Here is a 22668-nt window from a genome sequence, read left to right as displayed (position 1 = left end):
GGCCCTACCCGCGTAGTGCTGGGATCAATGCCGGAAGCAGCACCCGGGTGTCCGGCACGAATGGCCAGTCCGGGTCCGCGAGGTGCGCGACGAGTTCGGCATCGGTCCACCACCAACCGTCGGCGATCTCCTCGGCCTGATGACGGATCGGGCCGTCGTAGTGGATCTGATACGCGAAAAGATGACAGCGCATGGGCTTTCCGGCCCATTGGCCGTCCCACGCCACCGAAGTCAGCGCCGTCATCGGTACCCCGGTGATGCCGAGTTCCTCGGCGAGTTCGCGGGTGGCGGTCTGCGCGGGTGACTCCCCCGGGTCGACGACGCCGCCGGCCAGACAATCGTGCATGCCTGCGAAGACTGCCTTGGTCGTGGTCCGGCGATGGACGTAGATCCGGCTGCCGTCAGTTGAGCGGACGAGCACTCCGGCGCTCGCGTGCCAGAGTCCCTCGGCGTACACGCATGAGCGCGGCGCCGCACCGGTGACCTCACCGTCGGCGTCGAACACCGCAACCAGCTCGTCGGTCACCATCTGTTGCCCACCCAACGCAAAAGCACCCGAAACCTTTGCGTTTCGGGTGCTTTCACTGGTGGTGCAAGCGAAGAACGTCTTGTTACTTGGCCCGCTCGAGGACCTCGACGAGGCGCCACCGCTTGGTCGCCGACAGCGGTCGGGTCTCCATCAGCGACACACGGTCGCCAACGCCGGCGGTGCCGTTCTCGTCGTGCGCCTTCACCTTGGTGGTGGTGCGAATGATCTTGCCGTAGAGCGGGTGCTTGGTGCGCTCCTCGAGCTCGACCACGATGGTCTTCTGCATCTTGTCGCTCACCACGTAGCCGATGCGCGTCTTGCGACGACCGCGCGGCTTCTCGGTCCGAGGCGTGTGCGCCGGGCCCTTCTCGGCGGTCTTCTTCTCAGTGCTGCTGTCTGCCATTACGAATCCTCACCAACGGGTCCGGATGCCAGACCCAATTCACGTTCGCGCAGCACGGTGTAAACGCGTGCGATTTCTCCTCGTACGATGCGAAGCCGACGGTTGTTGGCCAGCTGACCGGTGGCCATCTGGAAGCGAAGGTTGAACAGCTCTTCCTTCGACTCACGCAGACGGGTGGTCAGCTCCTCCTCGGTCAGCTCGCGCAGTTCGCCAGGCGAAGTTCCCACTGCCATCAGAACTGCTCCTCTCTGCTAACGATGCGTGCCTTGATCGGCAGCTTGTGGATCGCGCGGGTCAGTGCTTCCTTCGCGATCTTTTCATCGGGGTAGCTGATCTCGAAAAGCACGCGGCCGGGCTTGACGTTGGCGATCCACCACTCCGGGCTGCCCTTACCGGAACCCATGCGGGTTTCGGCGGGCTTCTTGGTCAGCGGGCGGTCAGGGAAGATGTTGATCCACACCTTGCCGCCACGCTTGATGTGCCGGTTGATGGCGATACGAGCGGACTCGATCTGCCGGTTGGTGATGTAAGCGTGCTCCAGCGCCTGGATGCCGTAATCGCCAAAGCTCACCGACGTGCCGCCGCTGGCAATCCCGCGCTGACGCGGGTGGTGCTGCTTGCGGTGCTTGACCTTGCGGGGAATCAGCATGACTAGCTCTCCGTGCTCTCTGTCGCCTCCGAAGCAACGACGACTTCGGGGGCGGCGGACGTCGCGACGTCCTCAGTGACGGGCGCTTCCTCGCTGGCCGCGCGGCCTGCTTCGGTGCTCGTCGCCGTGGTACCCGATGCACCACTGCGGCGTGGGCGGGTGCCCGACGGACGATCCCGACGCGGGCGCTCGGCGCCTGCGGGAACGGCGGCGGTCAGCTCACGCTTGCCACCGACGATGTCGCCCTTGTAGATCCAGACCTTCACGCCGATCCGGCCGAACGTCGTCTTGGCCTCGTACAGGCCGTAGTCGATGTCGGCGCGCAGCGTGTGAAGCGGTACGCGGCCTTCGCGGTAGAACTCCGAGCGGCTCATCTCGGCGCCGCCGAGGCGGCCCGAGCACTGCACCCGGATGCCCTTGACGTTGGGCTGACGCATGGCCGACTGGATCGCCTTGCGCATGGCCCGCCGGAACGCAACGCGGTTCGACAGCTGCTCGGCAACACCCTGGGCGACCAACTGAGCCACCGACTCGGGGTTCTTCACCTCGAGGATGTTGAGCTGCACCTGCTTGTTGGTCAGCTTCTCCAGGTCGGCGCGGATGCGGTCGGCCTCGGTGCCGCGGCGTCCGATGACGATGCCGGGCCGCGCGGTGTGGATGTCAACGCGAACCCGGTCACGGGTGCGCTCGATCTCCACGTCGGCGATGCCGGCGCGCTCCAGACCCGTTGCCAGCAGACGACGGATCGCAACGTCTTCCTTGACGTAGTCCGCGTACTGCTTGTCGGCGTACCACCGGGACTTCCAGTCGGTCGTGATGCCGAGGCGGAAGCCGTGGGGGTTGATCTTCTGGCCCACTACTCCGAGCCTCCCTTCGAATCAGAGGTCTCAGCGGTGGTCGTGTCGACCTTCGCCTCGGCCACCTTCTTGGCAGGCGCCTTCTTGGCGGGTGCCTTGTTCGCGGCCTTGCTGCCCTCGGCACGGCGTGCGCGAGATGCGGATGCGGAGGCACTCTTGCCGGCGCTTGTTCTGATCGGCCGGCTCTCCACGATCACCGTGATGTGGCTGGTGCGCTTGCGGATCCGGTACGCACGCCCCTGGGCGCGCGGGCGGATGCGCTTTGCGGTCGGGCCCTCATCGGCATAGACGGTAGCAACGACCAGAGTCGACGGGTCGAGCCCATCGTTGTTCTGCGCGTTGGCCGCTGCACTGGCGATGACCTTTGCGACCGTCTCGCTCGCGCCCTGAGGCGACCAGCGCAGGATGTCGAGCGCCTCGGTCACGGACTTGCCGCGCACCAGGTCGATCACCCGGCGTGCCTTGGACGCCGAGATGTGCACGAAGCGTGCCTTCGCCGTCGCAGACGGATATTCGGTAACAGTCGTGGTCATCGCCGCTTGCTCTTCCGGTCGTCCTTGATGTGACCCTTGAAGGTCCGCGTCGGGGCGAACTCGCCCAACTTGTGACCGACCATGGACTCCGAGACGAACACCGGGACATGCTTGCGTCCGTCGTGGACGGCGAAGGTGTGTCCGATGAAGTCGGGGATGATGGTCGACCGACGCGACCAGGTCTTGATGACCTGCTTGGTGTTCTTCTCGTTCTGGACGTCGACCTTCTTGAGCAGATGGTCGTCGACGAACGGGCCCTTCTTCAGGCTGCGTGGCATCGCTGGGTACTCCTAGCGCTTGTTCTTGCCGGTGCGACGGCGTCGGACGATGAGCTTGTCGCTCGGCTTGTTCTTGCGGGTGCGGCCCTCGGGCTTGCCCCACGGGCTCACCGGGTGACGACCACCGGAGGTCTTACCCTCGCCACCGCCGTGCGGGTGGTCGACCGGGTTCATCACGACACCGCGGACGGTGGGGCGCTTGCCCTTCCACCGCATACGGCCGGCCTTGCCCCAGTTGATGTTGCCCTGCTCGGCGTTGCCGACCTCGCCGACGGTGGCGCGGCAGCGCACGTCGACGCGACGGATCTCACCACTGGGCATGCGCAGCGTCGCGTAGGTGCCCTCCTTGCCGAGCAGCTGGATGCTGACACCGGCCGAACGGCCCATCTTGGCGCCGCCACCGGGCCGCAGTTCCACCGCGTGGATGACCGTGCCCGAGGGGATGTTGCGCAGCGGCAGGTTGTTACCCGGCTTGATGTCGGCGTTCGGCCCCTGCTCGATCACGTCGCCCTGCGAAAGTCCTTGCGGCGCGATGATGTAGCGCTTCTCACCGTCGACGTAGTGCAGCAGCGCGATGTTCGCGGTGCGGTTGGGGTCGTACTCGATCTGCGCGACCTTGGCGTTGACGCCGTCCTTGTCGTGGCGACGGAAGTCGACGACGCGGTAGGCGCGCTTGTGGCCACCACCCTTGTGGCGGGTGGTGATGCGGCCGTGCGCGTTACGACCACCCTTGCCGTGCAGCGGGCGGACCAGCGACTTCTCCGGCGTGGAGCGAGTGATCTCGGCGAAGTCCGAGACGCTCGACCCGCGACGACCCGGAGTCGTCGGCTTGTATTTGCGTAAAGGCATGTCTGTCTTGTCCTCTGTGCTTCCGCCGGCGGTTAGGCCGGTGCTCCGAACAGGTCGATTGGCTTGCTATTCGCGGCCAACGTGACGATGGCGCGCTTGGTGCTCTTGCGCGTGCCGTATCCGGCGCGGGTGCGCTTGCGCTTGCCCTGCCGGTTGAGCGTGTTCACGGAATCGACCTTGACGGAGAAGATCTTCTCGATCGCGATCTTGATCTGCGTCTTGTTCGAGTTGGGGTGAACGACGAACGTGTAGACGTTGTCCTCGATCAACCCGTAGCTCTTCTCAGAGATCACGGGGGCCAAGATGATGTCGCGGGGATCGGTCACGGTAGCCATCAGGCCGACACCTCCTCAGTGCTCTTCGTGTTTGCGCTGATGTAGGCATCGAGCGCCTCGACGCTGAACACCAGATCGTCGGCGTCGAGCACGTCGTAGGTGTTGAGCTGATCCGGCGAGATGACGTGCACGCCAGGCAGGTTCCGCACGCTCTTGGCGCTGACCTCGTCGCTGCGGCCGATGACGACCAGCACCTTGCGGCGCTCGGTCAGCGTGGCCAGGAACGTCTTGACGCTCTTGGTCGACGGCGTCTGACCACCGATCAGTTCGGTCACCGCGTGGATCCGCTCGTTGCGGGCCCGATCCGACAGCGCGCCGCGCAGGGCAGCGGCGATCATCTTCTTCGGGGTCCGCTGGCTGTAGTCACGCGGCTGGGGACCGTGCACGACGCCACCGCCGGTGAACTGCGGCGCACGCGTCGAGCCCTGACGGGCCCGGCCGGTGCCCTTCTGCCGGTACGGCTTCTTGCCGCCGCCGGAGACCTCACCGCGGGTCTTGGTGGAGTGCGTGCCCTGACGCTTGGCCGCCAACTGCGCGGTGACCACCTGGTGCATCAGCGCGATGTTGGGCTCGACGTCGAACAAGTGGGCGGGCAGCTCGACGCTGCCGTCCTTCTTGCCTGCGGGGGTATGAACGTCAATCTTCAAGGAAGCCATTACTTCTCACCTCGTTTGATCGCGCTGCGGACCATGACGAGTCCGCCGTTGCGGCCGGGGATGGCGCCCTTGATCAACAGCACGCCGTTCTCGGCATCGACCTTGTGCACCACCAGGTTCTGCGTGGTGATCCGGTCGCTACCCATGCGGCCCGACATCCGGGTGCCCTTGAAGACACGGCCGGGGGTGGAGCAGCCACCGATCGAGCCGGGCCGACGGTGCACGGCCTGTGCGCCGTGGCTGGCGCCCTGGCCCTTGAAGCCGTGACGCTTCATGGTGCCTGCGAAGCCCTTGCCCTTCGAGGTCCCCGTCACGTCGACGAAGCTGCCGTTGGCGAAGATCTCGGCGGTCAGCTCCTGGCCGACCGCGTAATCGGCGGCAGCGGCCTCGTCGTCGAGCCGAAGCTCGGCGATGTGCCTGCGCGGGTTCACGCCTGCAGCGGCGAACTGACCGGTGACCGGCTTGGTCACCTTGCGCGGGCTGATCTCGCCGTAAGCGAGCTGCACGGCGCTGTAGCCGTCGAGCTCGGGGGTACGGATACGGGTCACCACGTTGGGGCCGGCCTTGACGACCGTCACCGGGACGACTTTGTTGTTCTCGTCGAACACCTGCGTCATGCCCAGCTTGGTGCCCAAAATGCCTTTTCTAGCCATTTTTCTTGGGTCTCCTACTGAATGTTGACGTCGACACTCGCCGGCAGATCGATGCGCATGAGTGCGTCAACGGTCTTCGGCGTCGGGTCGAGGATGTCGATGAGTCGCTTGTGGGTGCGCATCTCGAAGTGCTCCCGCGAGTCCTTGTACTTGTGCGGGGACCGGATGACGCAATAGATGTTCTTCTCGGTCGGCAGCGGCACCGGACCGACCACGCTGGCGCCCGTTCGGGTGACTGTCTCGACGATCTTGCGCGCCGAGGCGTCAATCGCCTCATGGTCGTAGGCCTTGAGCCTGATGCGGATCTTTTGTCCCGCCACGCTTGTCCTACCTCACTCTTTACGGGCCCGTAGCTCGGGCCATGTTCGCTCTGCCTAGTCGGTGCGCGCGCCTTCGGGTTGCCCCTCCGGCTGCGCGCTGGCTATGCCGCCGCTGTTTACCTGTCGTATGTGCTCCGACCCCCGCGCTCGGGTGTGTCGCCCTTGCGCACGCTCGCTCGCGGCGAAAATCCGTCGCGCTCGAAGGTTGGGACCGGATGCGCCCGTTAGGGCGCTGGTCGTATGCCATGGCCAGGCAGTCCCGAAAAGGGCACCGTCCCGGCGCAAGGCAACCCGAACAGTATGCCTCAGAACTGGGCCTCTTCCAAATCCCCGGTCAACGGTGATCGGCCGTGGTCAGTGCCGTCGACATTGCGCCTAGGGCTGTGGTCGGCACCCGGATCGCGACCGTCAGCGCAGTATCGACGGATCGTTGCACCCAACCTCGGGCGCCACGCCGATCTTACTCCAGAGTAAGATTAGCGGTCATGACGACGCAGAGCTCGACGTATCGCGCCTGGAAGCAATTGTCCGACCGCCCCCTGGGTAGCCGGTTGTTCTCCGTCGCGGCGATGGCACGGGTGCCCTACTTCGCCTCGGTACTTCCACATGTCCGGCGCATGGAGCCGGGCATCGCCGAGGTCGACGTGCCCAAGTGGTTCTTCGTGCACAACCACCTACACACCGTGCACGCCATCGCCTCTTGCAACGCGGCGGAGATTGCCATGGGCATGCTGATGGAGGCGACCGTGCCGACCACTCACCGCTGGATCCCCAAGGCGATGAACGTGCAATACCTCGCGAAGGCGACCACATCGCTGCGCGCCACCGCCCGCCTCGATCCGCCGGACTTCGACGCAATCCGCGAAGGCACCGAGATCACCGTGCCGGTCAGCATCGTCGACCGCTCCGGCACCGAAGTCGTGCACGCCGACATCACCACCTGGGTGACGCCGGCCTGAGATGCCAACCAGTTTCGGCTCGGCCACCCTCGCGACGGGGGCCGAACTTCGTTCTATGACCGCACTACTCCCCTAGGGTTCACAGAATTTCGCTCTCCGGGTTCGGCTCTCCGCCCGCAGGGTCCTTCTCGCCTCCCCGCCCCGGCCAGTCTGCGAGGTCAACGCCACCCCCTGTCTCGGCCCCCAAAACGAGGGTCAGGACCGCTGCAGCGGCCATCCCGAGAAGTTTCTTCCAGGTTTTTTCCTTGCGGTTCGAGCCGTTCATCGTGATTTCCTGGGGGACTGTCGCGGCCCTAGGTGGGCTGCGTTCATCAGCTAGGAGCGACCAGTCGCACCAATTCCCACAGTATTTCTGCGGATCAATCTTTGATCAACATGTCGGCCCAAGGCAGTCCGCGACGACTGTGGCTACAACCTGACATTCTTCGTGCACAACCATCTACACACCGTGCACGCCATCGCCTCGTGCAACGCGGCGGACCAGTGCTCCTACGAGCAGGTCAGAGCTGACCCAGCGGTCGGCAGACATTGGACAACGCGTTCCAGTACTCACCGGGTGCACAGTTGTCCGCCGGACGCGGCGTCTGGCAGGTGTTGGTGATCGGATCCCAGAATTGCCCGTTCACGCAGTTAAGTGGCTCTGCAGAGCCGATCCCAACGCTGAACAGCGACACGGCAGCAGCGATGGGAGCGGCTGCAACGGCGGCGATGGTCGAGCGGCGTAGAAGACTTCGCATGAGTTGATGATGCCCCGAAACACAGACCCTCAAACGCGACTCAGCACTAAATCGCGGGCACCGCCTGACATGACGAACAGTTCGGCCCGCCACCCTCCTGCTGGCCGATTTATGGGTGCCGGGCGAGTCGAGTAGTCAACTACGCGTGCATACGGTTCGCGCGTAAAGCAACCTGTGACCGCGGCCCAGCCGTCAGGGCGTGGCCCGAATCCCAAGGGGGATGGATGTCCTACATCATCGGCGCAAACAACAATCCGTTAACGAACTTCACCTTAAGTCCTGGCCAATCGACACGAATTACCTGGTCGGGCGGAGACGCGAACTACCCAGTCGGCTTTCCCTTTCCGTCAGCCGTCTTCACCGTGGCGGGCCGCATCGTTGCCACCGAGAACACAATGGAATGGTCCAGTCAGGTGGGCGGCGACGGCCTCCTCTACGGGACAAACCTGCGCGCGGAAAGCAACGGCTCGGGTGCGGCCGCATTCCGAATGCAACTCGGCAAACTGAGCTAGAGGAGATGACATGAAACGACTCATTGTGACCGACGACAGCGGTCAAATCATCGCGACCGGCCCGCATCCGGACGACGTGCCTGAGACGAAAGTGCAGTTCGGCTTCGAAGCGCTCGATGGCCAACGGGTACACGAAGTTGAGTTACCCGAATACGTCACCACCGTCGAGCACCTCCAAGAGCTCCACCAAACGCATGTCGTCAACGTGAAAGGCAAAACAGCAAGGCTAGTGAGCAATTCCTGACACTGCACAATCATGGAAGTCGGCCCGCCACCTCTCTCGGTGACGGGCCGACTGACTGCGATCGGGCTTCAGGGGGTTGTCGTGGCAGCCGCGCTCCGGTTCAGCACCGGGAGCTTCTGGAGCGTTTGGTTCACGACCGGCTTCTTGGGGCCGACGTTGCGACTCGGCGCGGCGCTGACAGTGATGACTCCGCCGCTGCAGGTGACGGTCTTCCCGTCGACGATGACACCCTGGCCGTCGTCGATCGGGATGTCGTAGCCATCCTTGTCGGTGTAGTGGCATCCGCCGTCGGCACCATTGGACCCGACGGGCTGGGCGTGGGCGGTCGCCGGGGCGAGGGCGACGATGGCCAGTGCGCCGACGAGCGTCGCGGCGTACTGGAAGCGGGTCAGCTTGCGGGTGGTCGAGCTGTTCATGGTGATCTCCTCGAGGCTGTCGCGGCCCCTGGGTGGGCCGCGTTCAACAGCTAGGAGCAACCAGCCACACCAATTCCCACACTTTTCTGCGGAGCAATTCTCGAGACACCACCGTCTGGGTGACCCCCGCCTTCGGCGGTTAGTTCAAGTAGGTGCCGTGGCCCTCGCGGACGAGATCCCCGTCGAAGATCAGCACCTCGTTCACCGACTCGCCGCGGTGATTGCGGTAATTGATCACCAGAAGCGACTCACCCCGGTAGACGTCGATCAGCTCGAAGTGCAGATCCGGTAGCAGACCAAGCGCGGTCACCCAGTAGTCGCGCAGCGCGGCCTTGCCCCGCACCACTCCCCCGGTGTCGGGCAGCAGTCGCGCCGCGACCGGCGAACTGAACAGCACGTCATCGTGGAAGTGCGCGAGCACCGCTTCGACATCGTGGTCGTTCCACGCCTGCACCCATGCAGCGGCGAAGTCCTGCGGATCAGGAGTCGGCACGTCTCACCTCTGCAGGCTCGCCCAGAACGGGCACTGATGGGTCCGGTCGAAGTCGGTGATCACCGTGAGATCGCCGGGCTGCAGAGACAACCGGTTGTCAGCGTTGCCGAGTTGCGGCCAGTCCGGTTGATTGGCGACGTAAGGGGCGCCCGTGGTGACGAACTCACTCCAATAGTCGATCATCCGATCCGACAGCACCTGTTGCGCTGGATCCAGCGCAGGCGCGCCGCCGATGTCGAAGAGGTAGCGCAGTTCCAGCGAGTGACTGGCCCCAACGGGAAAGGGCAAGGTACGCAATGGATCCGGCGTTGGCGGATTGCGGTCGTTGAACTCGTAGGCGTAGACGGGACCGTGCGCGGCCAGCGACTCACCGATCCGATCGGCCACGCACGCGAACGTGCTGTCCGTCACCGCGGCTGAGTACGCCAACGATGCGCTGCCGCCGTACCGGTCGAGTGGATAGTGAGCCGCCACCGCACCGGCGTCGGCGCCGAACGTGCCGGACAACTGATGCGGGTACCGCGTGGGTGTCAACTCCTTGCCACGTAGGTACTGCAGCGCGACGAACAACGTGAACTCGTCGCGGTTGGTGCCGATCGCGACCGGCACCTTCGCGGCCTCGCCCCTGGCGATCGCCGTCATCGGATCCACCGGCAAGGTGGCCGTCCCGGTAACCGGCCCGCTCAGCCTGTCGTCGCCGATGCCGTAGTACCACACCGGTTCTCGTAGCTCGTCGGCCGGCAACGCGCGCAGGCAGACAGCGGCCGTCACCGGATCGCCGCAGCCGGCCTGACGCGCATAGTCGAGGCTGGCCCGCTGCGCCTCGGGTAGGGCGAGCTGCGCCTGGCACGGTCCGCTCTGCAGGATCGCCGCGCGGAACAGCCCGGCCGATCCGGGCGCGACGAGGTGATCGCACACCGACATGGCACCCGCCGATTCACCGGCGATCGTCACCTTGTCCGGGTCCCCGCCGAACTTCGCGATGTTGTCGCGCACCCAGCGCAGCGCAGCCTGCTGGTCGGCCAGTCCGTAGTTGCCGACGTCACCCTTCGGGCCGAGTGCCGGATGGGCGAGGAAGCCAAGGGCACCGAGCCGGTAGTTGATGGTGACGACGACGATGTCGCCGCGGGTTGTTAACCAGCGCGCGTTGTAGATCCCGCCGCTGCCGTTGACGAACGAGCCGCCGTGGATCCACACCATCACCGGTCGCCGCTCGTCCGGCGCGGGCGGCGGCGTCCAGACGTTGAGCGAGAGGCAGTCTTCGTCGGTATGTCTCCCGAGCTCCAGATCGGTGCTGTCCTGCATGCAGCGGGGACCCGGTCGGGTGGCGTCGCGCACTCCCGGCCATGGCGGCGCGGGTGCCGGCGGCTGCCACCGCAGCGGGCCGACGGGCGGGGCAGCGTAGGGAATTCCGGCGAACAGTCGATGGTCGGGCGCGACGACGCCGCGCACGCTTCCCGATGCAGTCTGCACGACGGCCGGGTCACTCGGAGTCGTCGGAGCGGGTACGGCACCGTCGCCCTTGCCGCAGCCGACCAGCAGCAGCATGACCACGGCGACCAGCCTCATCAGGCTCTGGCCGATCCGCCGGGAGGTTGCGGGCTGCATCAGGCCGAGCCTACTGATCCCGAATCGGCGCAATCGGGCCGCGACGGCGTAGCGTCGCATTTACACTCGGACTTGACACCCGTCAATTCCTAGATCCGCGCGATGAGGAGACGTCATGAGCACGCCCACGGTGGACGACGCCGCCAAGGTCCTTGCCGACCCTTCGGCCTACGCCGACGACGACCGGCTGCACGCGGCGCTTACCCATCTGCGCGCGAACAATCCCGTTGCGTGGGTGGATAATCCGCCGTACCGGCCGTTCTGGGCAATCACCAAACACGCCGACATCATGGCGATCGAGCGCGAGAACAATCTGTTCATCAGCGAGCCGCGGCCCTTGCTCGCCACCGCCGCAGTCGACGACATGTCCCAGCAGCAGCTCGAGGCAGGCATCGGTCTGCGCACGCTCATTCACATGGACGATCCGCACCACCGCAAGGTGCGGGCGATCGGTGCCGACTGGTTCCGACCAAGGGCCATGCGCGACCTGAAGGTACGCGTCGACGAATTGGCAAAGCGCTACGTCGACAAGATGGCCGAGATCGGGCCGCAATGCGACTTCGTCACCGACATCGCCGTCGACTTCCCGCTCTATGTGATCATGTCGCTGCTCGGCCTGCCAGAATCCGACTTCGGCCGCATGCACATGCTGACCCAGGAGATGTTCGGCGGCGACGACGACGAGTACAAACGCGGCGCCACCCTCGAGGAGCAATTCGCCGTGCTCCTCGACTTCTTCACCTACTTCTCCAAGCTGACGGCATCGCGGCGCGAGCATCCGACCGATGACCTGGCTTCGGCGATCGCCAACGGCAACATCGACGGAGAACCGTTGTCGGACGTAGACACCGCGTCCTACTACGTGATCGTCGCCAGCGCCGGACACGACACCACCAAGGACGCGATCTCGGGCGGCCTGCTCGCCCTGATCCAGAACCCCGGCGAGCTCGACCGGTTGCGACGTGATCCTGCATTGATGGGTACGGCGGTCGAGGAGATGATCCGGTGGGCCACTCCTGTCAAGGAATTCATGCGCACCGCCACCGCGGACACCACGGTGCGGGGTGTCGACATCGCCAAGGGGGAGTCGGTTTATCTCGCCTACGTCTCGGGCAATCGCGACGAGGAGGTCTTCGACGACCCGTTCCGCTTCGACGTGAGCCGCGATCCGAACAAGCACGTGGCATTCGGCTACGGCGTGCACTTCTGCCTGGGTGCCGCGCTGGCCCGGATGGAGATGAGCAGCCTCTTCGCGGAACTGATCCCGCGTCTGAACTCGATCGAATTGGCAGGCGAGCCAGAGCTTTCCGCCACCACGTTCGTCGGCGGACTCAAGCACCTTCCGGTTCGCTACTCACTGCGCTGACGCCATCGGGGCCGGGGTCCTTCGCAAAGCACTTGAGGAACGCGTCGACGGCGGCCACTGCGACGCTCCGGTAGTCGAAGTCGGCAAGGGTGCTGAGCCTGCCGAACGCCAGCGGGCCGATCAGCAGCGCGAGTGCCATTGTGCGGTCGACGGGTTCGAGTTCCGCGGCGGCCTGCGGGCCTTCGAAGATCACGTCGAAGGGCGCGGAGTATTGCTGAGCGATGCGTTCGCGCAGCGAGCGCATCTCGATACTGCCCGCATCGCCGTGCTGCGCGTCCGGCAGGTGCCCGATGTCCGGCCCCAGCGACAGCCACGCCATCGCAGTCAAAGTGGTGGGCGCCTCCGCGATCGATTCGGCCCATGCCACCACGATCGCGGTCAGCCGCTCCCGCAGCGAACCATGCTCGGGCGGCATCGGCGGCGGCGGTATGAGGCTTACGAACGACGCAGCCAAAAGGTCATTGGCACTTGAGAAGTGGCGATACAGCGTGGCCCTGGCGACGTTGGCGCTACGAGTCACCGCGTCGATGGTCACCGCGCCTGGGCCGCCCGAACGGAGCAATGCCGTCGCCGCATCGAGCAACCGGGCCCGCGACCGAGCCGGCCGCGGGTCGCTTCGCCCGCCGGTCATCGTGTACCTCATCTCCGGACTGACGTTCAGAACGAGACTATCGGTCCCGCACCGAGACTGTTAGTCTCAAAAATATCCCAGTGAAGGAGCGCGCCGACCATGGTCGACACCCTCGTCCCGTCCGATCAGGATATCGATCCCGGCCTCGCCCTTCTGTCCAAGCGTGCCCGCGTCTGGTTGCTAGTGGTGGCCTGTCTCGGCGTCTCGCTGGTCATCTCGTCCATGGTGGCGCTCAACGCCGCGCTGCCGGACCTCGCGCGGGAGACGTCGGCCACCCAGTCTCAGCTGACGTGGATCGTCGACGGCTACACCCTGGCGCTCGCCTGCATGCTGCTGCCCGCAGGAGCGATCGGCGACCGATACGGCAGGCGCGGCGCCCTTCTCATTGGCCTGGCGATCTTCGCCCTCGCCTCGCTGGTCCCGATCTTCCTCGACAGCCCGGTGCAACTGATCATCGCCAGGGCGGTGGCCGGGGCAGGCGCGGCGTTCGTCATGCCCGCGACGCTGTCGCTCTTGACCGCCGCCTACCCACGGGCCGAACGCACCAAGGCGGTGGGGATCTGGGCGGGCGTCGCGGGTTCCGGCGCCGTCATCGGCTTCCTGGTGACCGGAATCCTGCTGCACTTCTGGTCGTGGCAGTCGATCTTCTGGGCGTTCGTCGGCGCAGGCGCAGTCCTGTTCGTGCTCACCTGCACGGTGTCGTCGTCGCGTGACGACGATACCGCGCCGGTCGACTGGGCGGGCGCGGCGCTGATCGGATCGGCGATGGCGGCCTTCGTCTTCGGCGTGATCGAGGCGCCGGCACGGGGATGGGCGGACGTCGTCGTCTGGGCTTCGATTGCGGCAGGCCTGACGTTGGCTGCGGTGTTCACGGTGGTTGAGTTGCGCCGGCGGTTCCCACTGCTGGACGTCCGCTTGTTCTCACGGCCCGACTTCGCGACCGGCTCGGTCGGCGTGACGTTCCTGTTCTTCGCGAACTTTGGCTTCTTCTACGTCGTCATGCAGTACATCCAGTTGGTCATGGGCTACAGCCCACTACAGACGGCGCTGGCGTTGGCGCCGCTTGTGGTGCCGGTCGTCGCCCTCAGCGTCACCTCACGCTGGTACCTGCCGCGGCTGGGACTGGGAGTGACGGTGTCGGTCGGCCTCTTGATCGTCGCCGCGGGCCTGATCAGCATGCGCGCACTCAACGTGGGGTCGTCGTACCTCGACCTGACCTGGCTGCTCCTCATCACCAGCACCGGGGTCGGGTTGTGCACGGCTCCAACGACTTCGGCCATCATGAGCGCCGTGCCGGACGAGAAGCAGGGTGTCGCGTCGGCGGTCAACGACACGACGCGAGAGGTCGGCGCCGCGCTGGGCATCGCGGTCGCAGGCTCGATGCTCGCCGCCCAGTACACCAACACCCTCGCACCGACGCTCGCACAGTTTCCCGAGCAGGTACGTGAATCCGCCGTCGGATCACTCGCCGAGGCCCTCGCCGTCTCCGGCCGGATCGGGCCGGAGGGGCCACGGCTTGCCGAGCTCGCGCAGAGTGCCTTCCTGCACGCGATGGACGCGTCGCTTCTGGTGCTGGCAATCGTCATCGCCATCGCTGCGGTCTTCGTCGCGATCTGGTCGCCCGGCCGGGACGGCAGGCAGTTGCGCATCGTGCGGCGGCTGCTCCTGCGCCGCCGCGCTCGAGCCGTGGCTCGGCACCGTACGTAATCGGCGCTTAGGCTGACAGCGTGCGTCTCTTGCTGATCAACCCGAACTCCACGGCATCGATGACCGCCGCGATCGAATCGACCGCGGCGGCCGTCGCGAGCTCGGGCACCATCGTCGAGGCCGTCAACCCTCCCGTCGGTCCAATCAGCATCGAGAGCGAAGACGACGAACGCCGTTGCATACCAATGCTTCTCGACGAAGTCAGGCAGGCCGCCGCGCGGCCCGACCACAACAGGCCCGACGCCTACGTGGTCGCCTGCTTCGGGGATCCCGGACTCGATGAGGTCCGCCGTCTGGTGGACGTGCCGGTGCTCGGCATCGCTCAGGCCGCCATGCACGCCGCGGCCCTGACCGCCGGCGACTTCTCCGTGGTGACGTCGACGTCGGGCACGGTTCCCCGCGGCTGGGAACTGGCCAAGTCCTATACGCCAAGCCAGTGCCTCGGGGTGTACGCCTGCGACATCCCGGTCTTGACGATCGACTCCGACCCCAGCACCGTCGGTCCCATCGGCGACCACTGCGAGGCGGCACTCGCCGCCGACGGAAGCAGGGCCATCGTGTTGGGCTGCGCCGCCATGGCGAAGTTCGCCGGACCCCTCACCAAGCGCCTTGGCGTGCCGGTGATCGACGGCGTAGTCGCTGCGACGTTGCTCGCCGAAGCATTGGTCAGGCTCAACCGGGTCAGCTGACCACGAACTCCGCCGCGCGGTGTCCGATCATGACGATGGTCGCGTGCGGACCACGGCTGGTGATCGACGGCATGATCGACCCGTCGATCACCCAGAGGCCATCGACACCGCGCACCCGGCACTGCTCGTCCAGCGCCGACGCGTCCTCGTCCGCGCCCATCGGCACCGTGCCACACAAGTGTTGCGACGTCGACCAGAACGATTCGCGCACTTCGTATCCCGTGCCGGCCAACTCGTGCGCCAGATCCGCACCCGCCTCGAGGGCGGCGACGTCGGCGGGTTCGCTGTCGTAGCGATGCTCGATCACCGGAGCCACCGAGTCGTCCGCCGACGCCAGCGTGACCCGACCCCGCGACCGAGGACGCATCAGGGTGACCCCGAGATGCGGCCGGTCCGCCGGGTCGGAGTCTCGACTGCCGGTCATGGCCGCGAACCCCGTCGTGTAGGACCTGATCTCCAACCCGTCGGTCGTGGTGAGCATCGCCTCCAACGGTGGTCGGCCGGGGGTGGCGGGCCAGTCCACCGGAAGCACCCATTCCGGGTGATCGGCGGTTGCCGTTCCCACCGGCAGGTCCACCAGCACCTCCACGCCGGCAGACGTCAGCCCCGCTGCAGGTCCGATGCCGGAAAGCATCAACAGCTGCGCGGATCCAATTGCTCCCGCCGACAGCACGATTCGACCGGCAGGCAGGTATGTCCGGCCGTTCGGGCCGTGGCACTCGACGCCGGTGGCTCGACCGCCGGAGACCCGGATGCGCGTGACGCGGGTTTTGTCGAGCACGGTGAGGTTCTGTCTGCCAAGCGCAGGGCCAAGGAACGCGCCACCCGGCCCGACGCGGGTACCGCCGTCGATGTTCAGTGGCACCGCCCCGACGCCGGGCGGTAGTGGATCTTGGGGTGTTGCGCCGTTGAAATCGTCGATCCAGCCGAAGCCGAGGTCACGGGCGGCCTGAACGAAAGATGCGGCACCTACCTCTAATTCCGCGACTCGGCGGATGATCATCGGACCGTCGGCGCCGTGCAACGGCCCAGCGAAGTCGAGATCGGTCTCGATCGCCAGGAAGTGCGGCAACACGTCATCCCATGCCCAGCCCGGCAGGTTCCACGAGTCGAAGTCGGTGGGCAGGCCGCGGCAGAAGTAGCCGCCGTTCACCGCCCCGGAACCGCCGACCACCGCACCCCTCGTGATCACCGCAGTGCGTCTCGGCGAATCGGTCAGCGAGGTCGAGTAGCGCCGCACCACTGAACTGGCATCGCCGATCGGCAGCCGCAGTCCATCGCTGATCTGCTCCATCACCGCCGGATCGGACAGGCCTGGGCCTCCTTCGACCACCGTGACCCGGCAGCCGGAATCACGTGAAAGCCGTTCAGCCAGAACGCAACCAGCACTGCCAGCACCGACTATGAGCACATCGGGCAAGGTCGGCGTCAGGTCCGGATCTGCGGTTTGAGCGCGCCAAGGTTGCGCTCCCGGACGACGCCCTGCCACAGTCCAAGACCGTAGGCGATGTCGTCGAGGCGTTTGAGCAGGAGATACGCAGGCAGCCCGACGCGCTTGACCTCGTCGTCGGCTGTACGGTTGCGGGTGACCCAATCGACCACGCCGTCGAGGACCGCGGCGATCAACACGAGGTGGCGACAGCGCCGGAAGAACACCGCGGCGATGAGTGCGATGGGCCAGTAGTGCCGACAGATCGCGGACGCCAGCTGCAGCGCCGCCGACCACAGCCCCTTCGCGGCCAGCGCCGCCACCTCGGTGGGTTCGGTGTCCACTGCGCTCAACGACTGGGCGATCCGGCGGCCCGTCATCCCGGCGACGACCGTCGAGCCGACGTAGCCGAAGCCGGAGCCCATCGCCATCAGAATCCACGCAAGCAGCGTCCACCCCGAGATCACCAACGGCGCCGTCTTGCCGGGGTGTCGAACGGCCAGCGGAGCAGCCGATGTTCCATAGAATGCCTTGCGTACGAACCACTCTCGAAGCTGGGTGCGGTGATCGTGGCCGACCAAGGCGATGGGCTCGTAGCGCAGCCGGGCGCCCGCCTCGATGAATCGCCAGCAGAGATCGACGTCCTCGCCCGACTTCAGCGTCTCGTCGAACCCGCCTACGTCCTTCAGCGCCGTGCGACGGCAGATGATGGCCGCGCTGGGCACGTAGGACACCGTCCCGTAGGGAACCACCGGCGCCTCCCGGTGCCCGAGGTCAAGCGAGGACCGCACCGCCTCGTAGCGGGCCACCAGGTTCTCCGGCTCCTGCAGGCCCACGATGCGCGGCGCCACCAGCGCGACGGTGGGGTCACAGAAGTGCCCGAGCAGCGCCTCGAGCCAGCCTCTGCGCGGCACCACGTCGGAGTCCAGGAAGGCGACGAAGTCGGTCTCACACGCGGCCAGTCCCGTGTTGCGGGCGGCCGAAGGGCCCTTGCTCCTGTCGTGCCGAAGCACCGTCACGTTGCAGTACGTGCCGTCGAAGCCCTCGGCCCTGACGGGCAGAACCGACCCGTCGTCCACCACCACGATGCGCATCCCACGCAGCGCATGGACCAGCCGGGTAAGCCCGAATGCGTTGTCGCGCACCGGAATGATGACGGTCACGTCACGATGGGACGGTCCGCTCGCAGGCCGCGGATGGGCGACGGTGGCATCGAGTAGCGTGCGCGCCAGCTGTGCACTCTGCGCGTCGTGTACCTCGAGCCGACCATCGGCGAGCATCGTCTGCGCGGCAGGCGCCAAGCGGAGCAGCCGGGTTGGCGACCCGCCAAGAAGGGCCGCGCCCTCGCCGAGCACCTTGACCCGCCGGTCTACTTGCACAGCGAACCCATCGGGTAGTCGCGGTCCATTCACCTAAGCATCCCCCCACCGTCCGGACTCCAAGCCACGATACGGCGCACACTCTCATCGACCATCTCAGCGAACAGACGGGCCCCCTCGTCTGCCGACGCAGTGGTCGGATCCCCCAACACTCCGACGGGGCTGACGGCGGCGATGCCTCCGCGCCGCATCGGGCCGATCAGCTCTGCGAGCGGCGCGGCGTTACCTGGCGCGCATTCCTCGGTCCAGACGTCTTCTGGCGAAATATGTAGCAATACAGACGTTTCAGTATGGCCGGCATGTGCGTCTCCGTCGGACACGGCGCACGGACACCAGGCGGCGTCACGGCCTTCCTCGCGCAGCACCGTGGTCGCCTCAGCTACCGCTTGCACGTTCCCGCCATGACCGTTGGCGAAGACCAGCCGGGACGCCCACCGACAGGCCGACCGGCCATACTCGATCAGCAGAAGCCGCAGGGCAGCGGTACCGATCGACACCGTGCCGGGGAAACCCTCGTGCTCGCCACTGGCGCCGTAGGCGACCGCGGGCGCGAGCATCCAGTCCCCCGCGAGGTGCCCCGCGACGGTCCTAGCAACCGCGGTCGCGATTCGCGTGTCAGTGTCCAACGGCAAGTGCGGCCCATGTTGCTCAGTGGAACCTAGCGGGATAATCAACGCGGGCGACAGGCTACGCAGCTGTCTCGTCGTTGAGTTCCCGAGTTCGCTGGGGAAGGCCACCCGCCGATGGTAAGCCGAATTCACCTGGTGTGCGCCAATTGTTGGTGTATGCGCTGCGGGAGATTTCGGATTCCTTCAATCAGAGCTCGGCGGGCCACCACGTCAGCCACGTCTGCCACGCCTGTACCACGCCGTTTGGGACGCCGCGCCGCCTGCAGGTCAGGCGTCCCGGTCACCGGGCACGCCAAGCGCCCGAGCGAAGTCGGCCGGCACCAGGATGTCGTCGACCGACAGGTGGTGGATCGACGCCTTGCCGAGGCCCCGCAGAGCCGAGTCGATACCCCCGCTCAAGATGTCGAGAACGTTCTCGACACCGGCCTGCCCGTTGGCCGCAAGGCCCCACAGATAGGCCCGTCCGATCATGACGGCGCGGGCGCCAAGTGCCAGTGCCTTTATGACATCGCTGCCACGCCGGATGCCACCGTCCAGCAAAACATCGACCTGATCGCCGACGGCCTCGGCGATCGCGGGCAGACAGCGGATCGCCGCAGGGGTGCCGTCCAGGTTATTACCACCGTGATTGGACACCGTGATTGCCGAAACACCGGCATCGACAGCGCGTTTGGCGTCATCGACGCGGACCATGCCCTTGAGCAGGAAGGGGCCGCCCCACTGTTCGCGCAACCAGGCGATATCCTCCCAGGTCGGTGGTGGCGTGCCCATCCACTGGCCGTAGGCCTCGAAGAACGTCGGGCCCGGCTCACCACGCCGGGCCTGATTGGGAACCCGCAGGTCCGGCGGACGCAGATGCTTGCCGAAGCTCCACAACCACCTCGGCTTGGTCAGCACCTCCGGTGACATCTGCAGCATCGTCTTGAGGTCCATCCGCTCGGGGATCTTGGGGCTGCCCCAGTCGCGGCCGTGCGAGAAGCTCCAGTCGGTGGTCGCGATCAGGCCGACCGCACCCGCGTCCTTGGCGCGCTGCACCCGCTCGGCGATTTCGTCGCGGCTGCCCAGCCAGTAGATCTGGAAGAAGATCTTGTCGTTGACGGCTGTGACTTCCTCCATCGGCTTGCTGGCGAAGGACGACAGCCCCATGGCGGTACCGCGTGCTGCCGCCGCACGGGCCACCGCCACCTCGCCGTCCGGGTGAACCGCCTGCACACCCGTCGGCGAGATGATGACGGGCATCGAAATGTCCTGGCCCATAACGGTCGTCGCCATCTCGCGCTTCTCCGTGGCGCCGATGACGTGCGGGGCGAATCCCAGCTCCGCGAACGCCTCGACGTTGTCGGAGACGGACACGCCCTTCTCACTCGCGGAGATCAACGACGAGTAGGCGGACTTGGGCAGCCGCTTCTTCGCACGCTGTTGGGCGATGGCGACGGTTTCGAACCAGGTATCGCGGGCCATGATCAGACAGGACTTTCGTTGCAGAATTTCTTGGGGGGAACGCTCAGCAGCGTCAGCGGGATGGGACCTGACGGCGTCTTGCGCTTTCCGCTGCGGGAGTGGTCGACGCTGGACTTGGGCTTGTCCCGCTCGCGGGCAAGGGCCGGTTCGCCGTAGCCCTGCACGCACTCGGGGTCGGGCCCGTCCAACGGAAGACCGGTGAAGAACTTGGCAGCCATGCAGCCGCCGCGGCACGCGTCGTAGTGCCCGCAGCCACTGCACGCACCGGCCGACTGCGGCTCGCGCAACTCGCGGAACAGCGTCGAGTTCTGCCAGACGTCCTGGAACCCGTTGCTCGACAAGATGTTTCCAGCTAAGAACTTGTCGTGTATCGCGAACGGGCAGGCGTACACGTCGCCGACGGGATCGATCAGGCACACCACGCGGCCTGCACCGCAGAGGTTCAGGCCCGCCAACGCACCGGGCTCGCCGAGTCCGGACAGGTGGAAGAACGAGTCGCCGGTGAGCACCCGCTCGCCGCGGGCAACCAGCCAGTCGTAGAGCTGGACCTGTTGGGCAGACGTCGGGTGCAGTTCGTCCCAGACGTCGGCGCCGCGCCCGGACGGTCGCAGCCGGGTGATGCGCAGGGTGGCGCCGTACTGATCCGCCAACGCCTTGAACTCGTCGAGTTGGTCGACGTTGTGGCGTGTGGCCACGACCGAGATCTTCGCGTCCTTGAACCCTGCCGTGGCGAGGTTCTCCAATGCGCGGATCGCCATCGCGAACGAGCCGGGCCCGCGTACGGCGTCGTTGACTTCGGCGGTCGCGCCGTCGAGCGAGATCTGGACGTCCACGTAGTCGCTTGCAGCCAGCTTGGCCGCGACCTCCTGGTCGATCCGCACCCCGTTGGTGGAGAACTTCACGCCAACGTGATGGGCCGTCGCGTAGTCGACGATTTCCCAGAAGTCCGGTCGCACAGTCGGTTCGCCGCCGCCGATGTTCACGTAGAACACCTGCATGCGTTCGAGCTCGTCGATGATGTCCTTGCACTGCTCGGTGCTCAGCTCGCGCGGGTCGCGCTTGCCCGAGGAGGACAGGCAGTGCACGCACGACAGGTTGCAGGCGTAGGTGAGCTCCCACGTCAGGCAGATAGGCGCATCGAGGCCGAGTTCGAACTGATCGACAAGGCGGGGTACGGGCCGCTCGGTCGTGGCGGGTGCAGTCATTGGGTAACGCTTCCTTCTTTGCAGACCAGCATCTTGGATGCGGCCAAAACACTCAGTGCGTGCAGGTAGGGCGCCTGCTGCTGATCGCCGATGCCGGCCGCCCGCAGCGCCGCAATCGCGTCGGGCTGTTCGTCGAGCGACTTCACCACGTCGACGATGGTCCGGTTCTTCAAGAACGAAAGCTTGCGGGTACCAAAGTGATACAGCAGCGCCCCGAACGGCTCGGGGCGCACCGACACCTGGTGGTGCAACCGCCAGCCGAGGCCGGGATCGAACGCCACCAGGGGCTGCGCGAGGCCCGTAGTGGGTTCGGCCACGTCAGTAGACCCCGCACATGCCGTCGATCGACACCTCTTCGACGAGCGTCTCGGTGACGAGCTCGGCCTGGGTCTCTGCCTGCTGATTCGGCTCCATGGGGGTTCACCTTTCGTATCGTGGGTCTCGACAAGTGTGACCCGTGTCGCACACAATATGGCATCGAGTGCCGAAATGGAAGGGTGTCGATCTGATGCTGGGAGATCAGGGCAGGCGGACCCGCCCTGGCCCCCGCGTGGGGAGACGCCGCTCGACCACGCAGGACCACATCACCGACGTCGCCCTCGACCTCTTCGCCAGCAGGGGCTTCGACGAGGTGAGCGTCGACGACGTCGCGAACGCGGCAGGGATCGCCCGCCGCACCCTGTTCCGCTACTACTCGTCGAAGAACGCGATCCCGTGGGGCGACTTCGATGCCTATCTCGAGCACATGCGCAACCTGCTCGACGCGATGCCCAGCGACGTCGCAGTCAACGACGCGCTGCGCTCGGCGCTGTTGGCGTTCAACAGTTTCGACGAGACCGAAACGGCCATCCATCGCAAGCGCATGCGGCTCATCCTGGAGACGGCGGCGTTGCAGGCGTACTCGATGACGATGTACGCGGGCTGGCGCGGAGTGGTGGCCGCGTACGTCGCCCGCCGAATCGGCGCCAAGGCCGAGGACCTGATACCCCAGACCGTCGCCTGGACGATGCTCGGCGTCGCGCTGTCGGCCTACGGCCACTGGCTGGCCGACGAGTCGCAGTCGCTGCCGCAAGCGCTCGGCGACGCGTTCGACACCGTCAGCGACGGCCTCGCCGGACTCGGTCGCAAAAAGATCTGAATT

The 22668-nt window shown here is 66.1% G+C and carries 32 protein-coding genes and 1 pseudogene; 8 read left to right on the top strand and 25 right to left on the bottom strand.

Features of this window, described 5'->3' with window-relative positions; all coding sequences use genetic code 11:
• Positions 1-4 precede the first annotated feature (4 nt).
• The 12 genes from HNP02_RS21445 to rpsJ all read right to left on the bottom strand — a co-directional run bounded on the left by HNP02_RS21445 (position 5) and on the right by rpsJ (position 6062).
• Positions 5-529, bottom strand: coding sequence for an NUDIX domain-containing protein (locus HNP02_RS21445; protein ID WP_184442256.1), 525 nt, complete (start codon positions 527-529; stop codon positions 5-7).
• Between the two features lie 82 nt (positions 530-611).
• The gene (gene rpsQ, locus HNP02_RS21440; protein ID WP_184442254.1) at positions 612-932 is read right to left on the bottom strand and encodes a 30S ribosomal protein S17; all 321 of its coding nucleotides are present in this window, start codon (positions 930-932) and stop codon (positions 612-614) included.
• Complete coding sequence (rpmC, locus tag HNP02_RS21435) at positions 932-1165, bottom strand: 50S ribosomal protein L29 (RefSeq protein WP_149374946.1); 234 nt, start codon at positions 1163-1165, stop codon at positions 932-934. The genes rpsQ and rpmC overlap by 1 nt, the downstream gene beginning before the upstream one ends.
• Positions 1165-1581 carry a 50S ribosomal protein L16 gene (rplP, locus tag HNP02_RS21430; protein WP_184442252.1) on the bottom strand — a complete coding sequence of 139 codons (417 nt, stop codon included), beginning with the start codon at positions 1579-1581 and terminating at the stop codon, positions 1165-1167. Before rplP ends, rpmC begins: the two co-directional genes overlap by 1 nt.
• Before the next feature lie 2 nt (positions 1582-1583).
• The gene (rpsC, locus tag HNP02_RS21425) at positions 1584-2438 is read right to left on the bottom strand and encodes a 30S ribosomal protein S3 (protein WP_184442250.1); all 855 of its coding nucleotides are present in this window, start codon (positions 2436-2438) and stop codon (positions 1584-1586) included.
• A complete protein-coding gene (gene rplV / locus HNP02_RS21420; RefSeq protein ID WP_184442248.1) occupies positions 2438-2971 on the bottom strand; it encodes a 50S ribosomal protein L22 in 534 nt (177 codons plus the stop codon). The genes rpsC and rplV overlap by 1 nt, the downstream gene beginning before the upstream one ends.
• On the bottom strand, positions 2968-3249 hold the full coding sequence (rpsS, locus tag HNP02_RS21415; RefSeq protein ID WP_149374942.1) for a 30S ribosomal protein S19: 282 nt from the start codon (positions 3247-3249) through the stop codon (positions 2968-2970). Before rpsS ends, rplV begins: the two co-directional genes overlap by 4 nt.
• Positions 3250-3261: 12 nt before the next feature.
• Entirely contained in the window at positions 3262-4098 is an 837-nt protein-coding gene (gene rplB, locus HNP02_RS21410) for a 50S ribosomal protein L2 (protein ID WP_184442246.1), read from the bottom strand.
• Between the two features lie 32 nt (positions 4099-4130).
• Positions 4131-4433, bottom strand: coding sequence for a 50S ribosomal protein L23 (gene rplW, locus HNP02_RS21405; RefSeq protein ID WP_184442244.1), 303 nt, complete (start codon positions 4431-4433; stop codon positions 4131-4133).
• Complete coding sequence (gene rplD, locus HNP02_RS21400; RefSeq protein WP_184442242.1) at positions 4433-5089, bottom strand: 50S ribosomal protein L4; 657 nt, start codon at positions 5087-5089, stop codon at positions 4433-4435. The genes rplW and rplD overlap by 1 nt, the downstream gene beginning before the upstream one ends.
• Positions 5089-5742 carry a 50S ribosomal protein L3 gene (gene rplC, locus HNP02_RS21395; protein WP_184442240.1) on the bottom strand — a complete coding sequence of 218 codons (654 nt, stop codon included), beginning with the start codon at positions 5740-5742 and terminating at the stop codon, positions 5089-5091. The genes rplD and rplC overlap by 1 nt, the downstream gene beginning before the upstream one ends.
• A gap of 14 nt (positions 5743-5756) precedes the next feature.
• Complete coding sequence (gene rpsJ / locus HNP02_RS21390; RefSeq protein ID WP_003925843.1) at positions 5757-6062, bottom strand: 30S ribosomal protein S10; 306 nt, start codon at positions 6060-6062, stop codon at positions 5757-5759.
• Positions 6063-6547: 485 nt separating this feature from the next.
• On the opposite strand from rpsJ, the gene HNP02_RS21385 reads away from it, so the two are divergent.
• The gene (locus HNP02_RS21385; RefSeq protein WP_184442238.1) at positions 6548-7021 is read left to right on the top strand and encodes a hotdog fold domain-containing protein; all 474 of its coding nucleotides are present in this window, start codon (positions 6548-6550) and stop codon (positions 7019-7021) included.
• 79 nt (positions 7022-7100) lie between these two features.
• On the opposite strand, the gene HNP02_RS21380 is transcribed toward HNP02_RS21385, so the two are convergent.
• A complete protein-coding gene (locus HNP02_RS21380; RefSeq protein ID WP_184442236.1) occupies positions 7101-7286 on the bottom strand; it encodes a hypothetical protein in 186 nt (61 codons plus the stop codon).
• A 162-nt stretch (positions 7287-7448) separates the two neighbouring features.
• Between HNP02_RS21380 and HNP02_RS44095 the strand changes: the two are divergent.
• Positions 7449-7502 (top strand): annotated as a pseudogene (locus tag HNP02_RS44095) (thioesterase); the annotation flags it as partial.
• Positions 7503-7521: 19 nt separating this feature from the next.
• On the opposite strand, the gene HNP02_RS21375 reads toward HNP02_RS44095, so the two are convergent.
• The gene (locus HNP02_RS21375; RefSeq protein WP_184442234.1) at positions 7522-7758 is read right to left on the bottom strand and encodes a hypothetical protein; all 237 of its coding nucleotides are present in this window, start codon (positions 7756-7758) and stop codon (positions 7522-7524) included.
• A 224-nt stretch (positions 7759-7982) separates the two neighbouring features.
• Here HNP02_RS21375 and HNP02_RS21370 point away from each other — a divergent pair, with 224 nt between their 5' ends.
• Together HNP02_RS21370 and HNP02_RS21365 are read left to right on the top strand one after the other, a co-directional pair.
• Positions 7983-8270: a hypothetical protein gene (locus HNP02_RS21370; RefSeq protein ID WP_184442232.1), complete on the top strand. Its 288-nt coding sequence runs from the start codon at positions 7983-7985 to the stop codon at positions 8268-8270.
• Between the two features lie 10 nt (positions 8271-8280).
• Complete coding sequence (locus HNP02_RS21365; RefSeq protein ID WP_184442230.1) at positions 8281-8514, top strand: hypothetical protein; 234 nt, start codon at positions 8281-8283, stop codon at positions 8512-8514.
• A gap of 68 nt (positions 8515-8582) precedes the next feature.
• Here the strand turns inward: HNP02_RS21365 and HNP02_RS21360 are convergent, their stop codons facing one another.
• The 3 genes from HNP02_RS21360 to HNP02_RS21350 form a co-directional block, all read right to left on the bottom strand.
• Entirely contained in the window at positions 8583-8930 is a 348-nt protein-coding gene (locus HNP02_RS21360) for a hypothetical protein (RefSeq protein WP_184442228.1), read from the bottom strand.
• Between the two features lie 139 nt (positions 8931-9069).
• The gene (locus tag HNP02_RS21355; RefSeq protein WP_184442226.1) at positions 9070-9423 is read right to left on the bottom strand and encodes a nuclear transport factor 2 family protein; all 354 of its coding nucleotides are present in this window, start codon (positions 9421-9423) and stop codon (positions 9070-9072) included.
• 3 nt (positions 9424-9426) lie between these two features.
• Positions 9427-11031 (bottom strand): carboxylesterase/lipase family protein, encoded by a 1605-nt coding sequence (locus HNP02_RS21350; RefSeq protein ID WP_184442224.1) that lies wholly within the window; start codon positions 11029-11031, stop codon positions 9427-9429.
• Between the two features lie 115 nt (positions 11032-11146).
• Between HNP02_RS21350 and HNP02_RS21345 the strand changes: the two genes are divergently transcribed.
• The gene (locus HNP02_RS21345; RefSeq protein ID WP_184442222.1) at positions 11147-12397 is read left to right on the top strand and encodes a cytochrome P450; all 1251 of its coding nucleotides are present in this window, start codon (positions 11147-11149) and stop codon (positions 12395-12397) included.
• Here the strand turns inward: HNP02_RS21345 and HNP02_RS21340 are convergent.
• Positions 12363-13028: a TetR/AcrR family transcriptional regulator gene (locus HNP02_RS21340; RefSeq protein ID WP_184442220.1), complete on the bottom strand. Its 666-nt coding sequence runs from the start codon at positions 13026-13028 to the stop codon at positions 12363-12365. The two genes, HNP02_RS21345 and HNP02_RS21340, sit on opposite strands and share 35 nt — an antisense overlap.
• Positions 13029-13127: 99 nt before the next feature.
• Between HNP02_RS21340 and HNP02_RS21335 the strand changes: the two genes are divergently transcribed.
• Together HNP02_RS21335 and HNP02_RS21330 are read left to right on the top strand one after the other, a co-directional pair.
• Positions 13128-14735 carry an MFS transporter gene (locus tag HNP02_RS21335; RefSeq protein WP_184442218.1) on the top strand — a complete coding sequence of 536 codons (1608 nt, stop codon included), beginning with the start codon at positions 13128-13130 and terminating at the stop codon, positions 14733-14735.
• A 20-nt stretch (positions 14736-14755) separates the two neighbouring features.
• Positions 14756-15424: an aspartate/glutamate racemase family protein gene (locus HNP02_RS21330; RefSeq protein WP_184442216.1), complete on the top strand. Its 669-nt coding sequence runs from the start codon at positions 14756-14758 to the stop codon at positions 15422-15424.
• Here the strand turns inward: HNP02_RS21330 and mftG are convergent.
• From mftG to mftA, 7 genes are all read right to left on the bottom strand, one after another.
• The gene (gene mftG, locus HNP02_RS21325) at positions 15417-16844 is read right to left on the bottom strand and encodes a mycofactocin system GMC family oxidoreductase MftG (RefSeq protein ID WP_184442577.1); all 1428 of its coding nucleotides are present in this window, start codon (positions 16842-16844) and stop codon (positions 15417-15419) included. The two genes, HNP02_RS21330 and mftG, sit on opposite strands and share 8 nt — an antisense overlap.
• 8 nt (positions 16845-16852) lie before the next feature.
• Complete coding sequence (gene mftF / locus HNP02_RS21320; protein ID WP_184442214.1) at positions 16853-18265, bottom strand: mycofactocin biosynthesis glycosyltransferase MftF; 1413 nt, start codon at positions 18263-18265, stop codon at positions 16853-16855.
• On the bottom strand, positions 18262-18993 hold the full coding sequence (gene mftE / locus HNP02_RS21315) for a mycofactocin biosynthesis peptidyl-dipeptidase MftE (protein ID WP_184442212.1): 732 nt from the start codon (positions 18991-18993) through the stop codon (positions 18262-18264). The genes mftF and mftE overlap by 4 nt, the downstream gene beginning before the upstream one ends.
• Before the next feature lie 135 nt (positions 18994-19128).
• A complete protein-coding gene (gene mftD / locus HNP02_RS21310) occupies positions 19129-20322 on the bottom strand; it encodes a pre-mycofactocin synthase MftD (protein ID WP_184442210.1) in 1194 nt (397 codons plus the stop codon).
• Between the two features lie 2 nt (positions 20323-20324).
• Positions 20325-21527 (bottom strand): mycofactocin radical SAM maturase, encoded by a 1203-nt coding sequence (gene mftC, locus HNP02_RS21305; RefSeq protein ID WP_184442208.1) that lies wholly within the window; start codon positions 21525-21527, stop codon positions 20325-20327.
• On the bottom strand, positions 21524-21844 hold the full coding sequence (mftB, locus tag HNP02_RS21300) for a mycofactocin biosynthesis chaperone MftB (protein WP_309241649.1): 321 nt from the start codon (positions 21842-21844) through the stop codon (positions 21524-21526). The genes mftC and mftB overlap by 4 nt, the downstream gene beginning before the upstream one ends.
• A 1-nt stretch (position 21845) precedes the next feature.
• On the bottom strand, positions 21846-21941 hold the full coding sequence (mftA, locus tag HNP02_RS21295) for a mycofactocin precursor MftA (RefSeq protein ID WP_149374926.1): 96 nt from the start codon (positions 21939-21941) through the stop codon (positions 21846-21848).
• Positions 21942-22035: 94 nt separating this feature from the next.
• Here mftA and mftR point away from each other — a divergent pair, with 94 nt between their 5' ends.
• Positions 22036-22665, top strand: coding sequence for a mycofactocin system transcriptional regulator (mftR, locus tag HNP02_RS21290; RefSeq protein ID WP_184442203.1), 630 nt, complete (start codon positions 22036-22038; stop codon positions 22663-22665).
• Positions 22666-22668: the final 3 nt, after the last annotated feature.

Origin of the sequence: Mycobacterium sp. AZCC_0083, assembly GCF_014202335.1 — a bacterium.
Taxonomy (GTDB): Bacteria; Actinomycetota; Actinomycetes; order Mycobacteriales; family Mycobacteriaceae; genus Mycobacterium.
The sequence above is the reverse complement of the archived record's forward strand: the minus strand, read 5'-3'. Positions and strand labels throughout refer to the sequence as shown.

What these genes read in the sequence shown, in the direction of transcription:
- rplC (WP_184442240.1), bottom strand. Translation starts at nt 5,742, where the DNA reads ATGGCTAGAAAAGGCATTTTGGGCACCAAGCTGGGCATGACGCAGGTG.
- HNP02_RS21350 (WP_184442224.1), bottom strand. Translation starts at nt 11,031, where the DNA reads ATGCAGCCCGCAACCTCCCGGCGGATCGGCCAGAGCCTGATGAGGCTG.
- HNP02_RS21360 (WP_184442228.1), bottom strand. Translation starts at nt 8,930, where the DNA reads ATGAACAGCTCGACCACCCGCAAGCTGACCCGCTTCCAGTACGCCGCG.
- HNP02_RS21380 (WP_184442236.1), bottom strand. Translation starts at nt 7,286, where the DNA reads ATGAACGGCTCGAACCGCAAGGAAAAAACCTGGAAGAAACTTCTCGGG.
- mftD (WP_184442210.1), bottom strand. Translation starts at nt 20,322, where the DNA reads ATGGCCCGCGATACCTGGTTCGAAACCGTCGCCATCGCCCAACAGCGT.
- rplD (WP_184442242.1), bottom strand. Translation starts at nt 5,089, where the DNA reads ATGGCTTCCTTGAAGATTGACGTTCATACCCCCGCAGGCAAGAAGGAC.
- HNP02_RS21340 (WP_184442220.1), bottom strand. Translation starts at nt 13,028, where the DNA reads ATGACCGGCGGGCGAAGCGACCCGCGGCCGGCTCGGTCGCGGGCCCGG.
- mftC (WP_184442208.1), bottom strand. Translation starts at nt 21,527, where the DNA reads ATGACTGCACCCGCCACGACCGAGCGGCCCGTACCCCGCCTTGTCGAT.
- rpsQ (WP_184442254.1), bottom strand. Translation starts at nt 932, where the DNA reads ATGGCAGACAGCAGCACTGAGAAGAAGACCGCCGAGAAGGGCCCGGCG.
- HNP02_RS21335 (WP_184442218.1), top strand. Translation starts at nt 13,128, where the DNA reads ATGGTCGACACCCTCGTCCCGTCCGATCAGGATATCGATCCCGGCCTC.
- rplP (WP_184442252.1), bottom strand. Translation starts at nt 1,581, where the DNA reads ATGCTGATTCCCCGCAAGGTCAAGCACCGCAAGCAGCACCACCCGCGT.
- HNP02_RS21445 (WP_184442256.1), bottom strand. Translation starts at nt 529, where the DNA reads ATGGTGACCGACGAGCTGGTTGCGGTGTTCGACGCCGACGGTGAGGTC.
- HNP02_RS21375 (WP_184442234.1), bottom strand. Translation starts at nt 7,758, where the DNA reads ATGCGAAGTCTTCTACGCCGCTCGACCATCGCCGCCGTTGCAGCCGCT.
- rplB (WP_184442246.1), bottom strand. Translation starts at nt 4,098, where the DNA reads ATGCCTTTACGCAAATACAAGCCGACGACTCCGGGTCGTCGCGGGTCG.
- HNP02_RS21345 (WP_184442222.1), top strand. Translation starts at nt 11,147, where the DNA reads ATGAGCACGCCCACGGTGGACGACGCCGCCAAGGTCCTTGCCGACCCT.
- HNP02_RS21370 (WP_184442232.1), top strand. Translation starts at nt 7,983, where the DNA reads ATGTCCTACATCATCGGCGCAAACAACAATCCGTTAACGAACTTCACC.
- HNP02_RS21365 (WP_184442230.1), top strand. Translation starts at nt 8,281, where the DNA reads ATGAAACGACTCATTGTGACCGACGACAGCGGTCAAATCATCGCGACC.
- rplV (WP_184442248.1), bottom strand. Translation starts at nt 2,971, where the DNA reads ATGACCACGACTGTTACCGAATATCCGTCTGCGACGGCGAAGGCACGC.
- mftA (WP_149374926.1), bottom strand. Translation starts at nt 21,941, where the DNA reads ATGGAGCCGAATCAGCAGGCAGAGACCCAGGCCGAGCTCGTCACCGAG.
- rplW (WP_184442244.1), bottom strand. Translation starts at nt 4,433, where the DNA reads ATGGCTACCGTGACCGATCCCCGCGACATCATCTTGGCCCCCGTGATC.
- mftR (WP_184442203.1), top strand. Translation starts at nt 22,036, where the DNA reads ATGCTGGGAGATCAGGGCAGGCGGACCCGCCCTGGCCCCCGCGTGGGG.
- rpmC (WP_149374946.1), bottom strand. Translation starts at nt 1,165, where the DNA reads ATGGCAGTGGGAACTTCGCCTGGCGAACTGCGCGAGCTGACCGAGGAG.
- rpsS (WP_149374942.1), bottom strand. Translation starts at nt 3,249, where the DNA reads ATGCCACGCAGCCTGAAGAAGGGCCCGTTCGTCGACGACCATCTGCTC.
- HNP02_RS21385 (WP_184442238.1), top strand. Translation starts at nt 6,548, where the DNA reads ATGACGACGCAGAGCTCGACGTATCGCGCCTGGAAGCAATTGTCCGAC.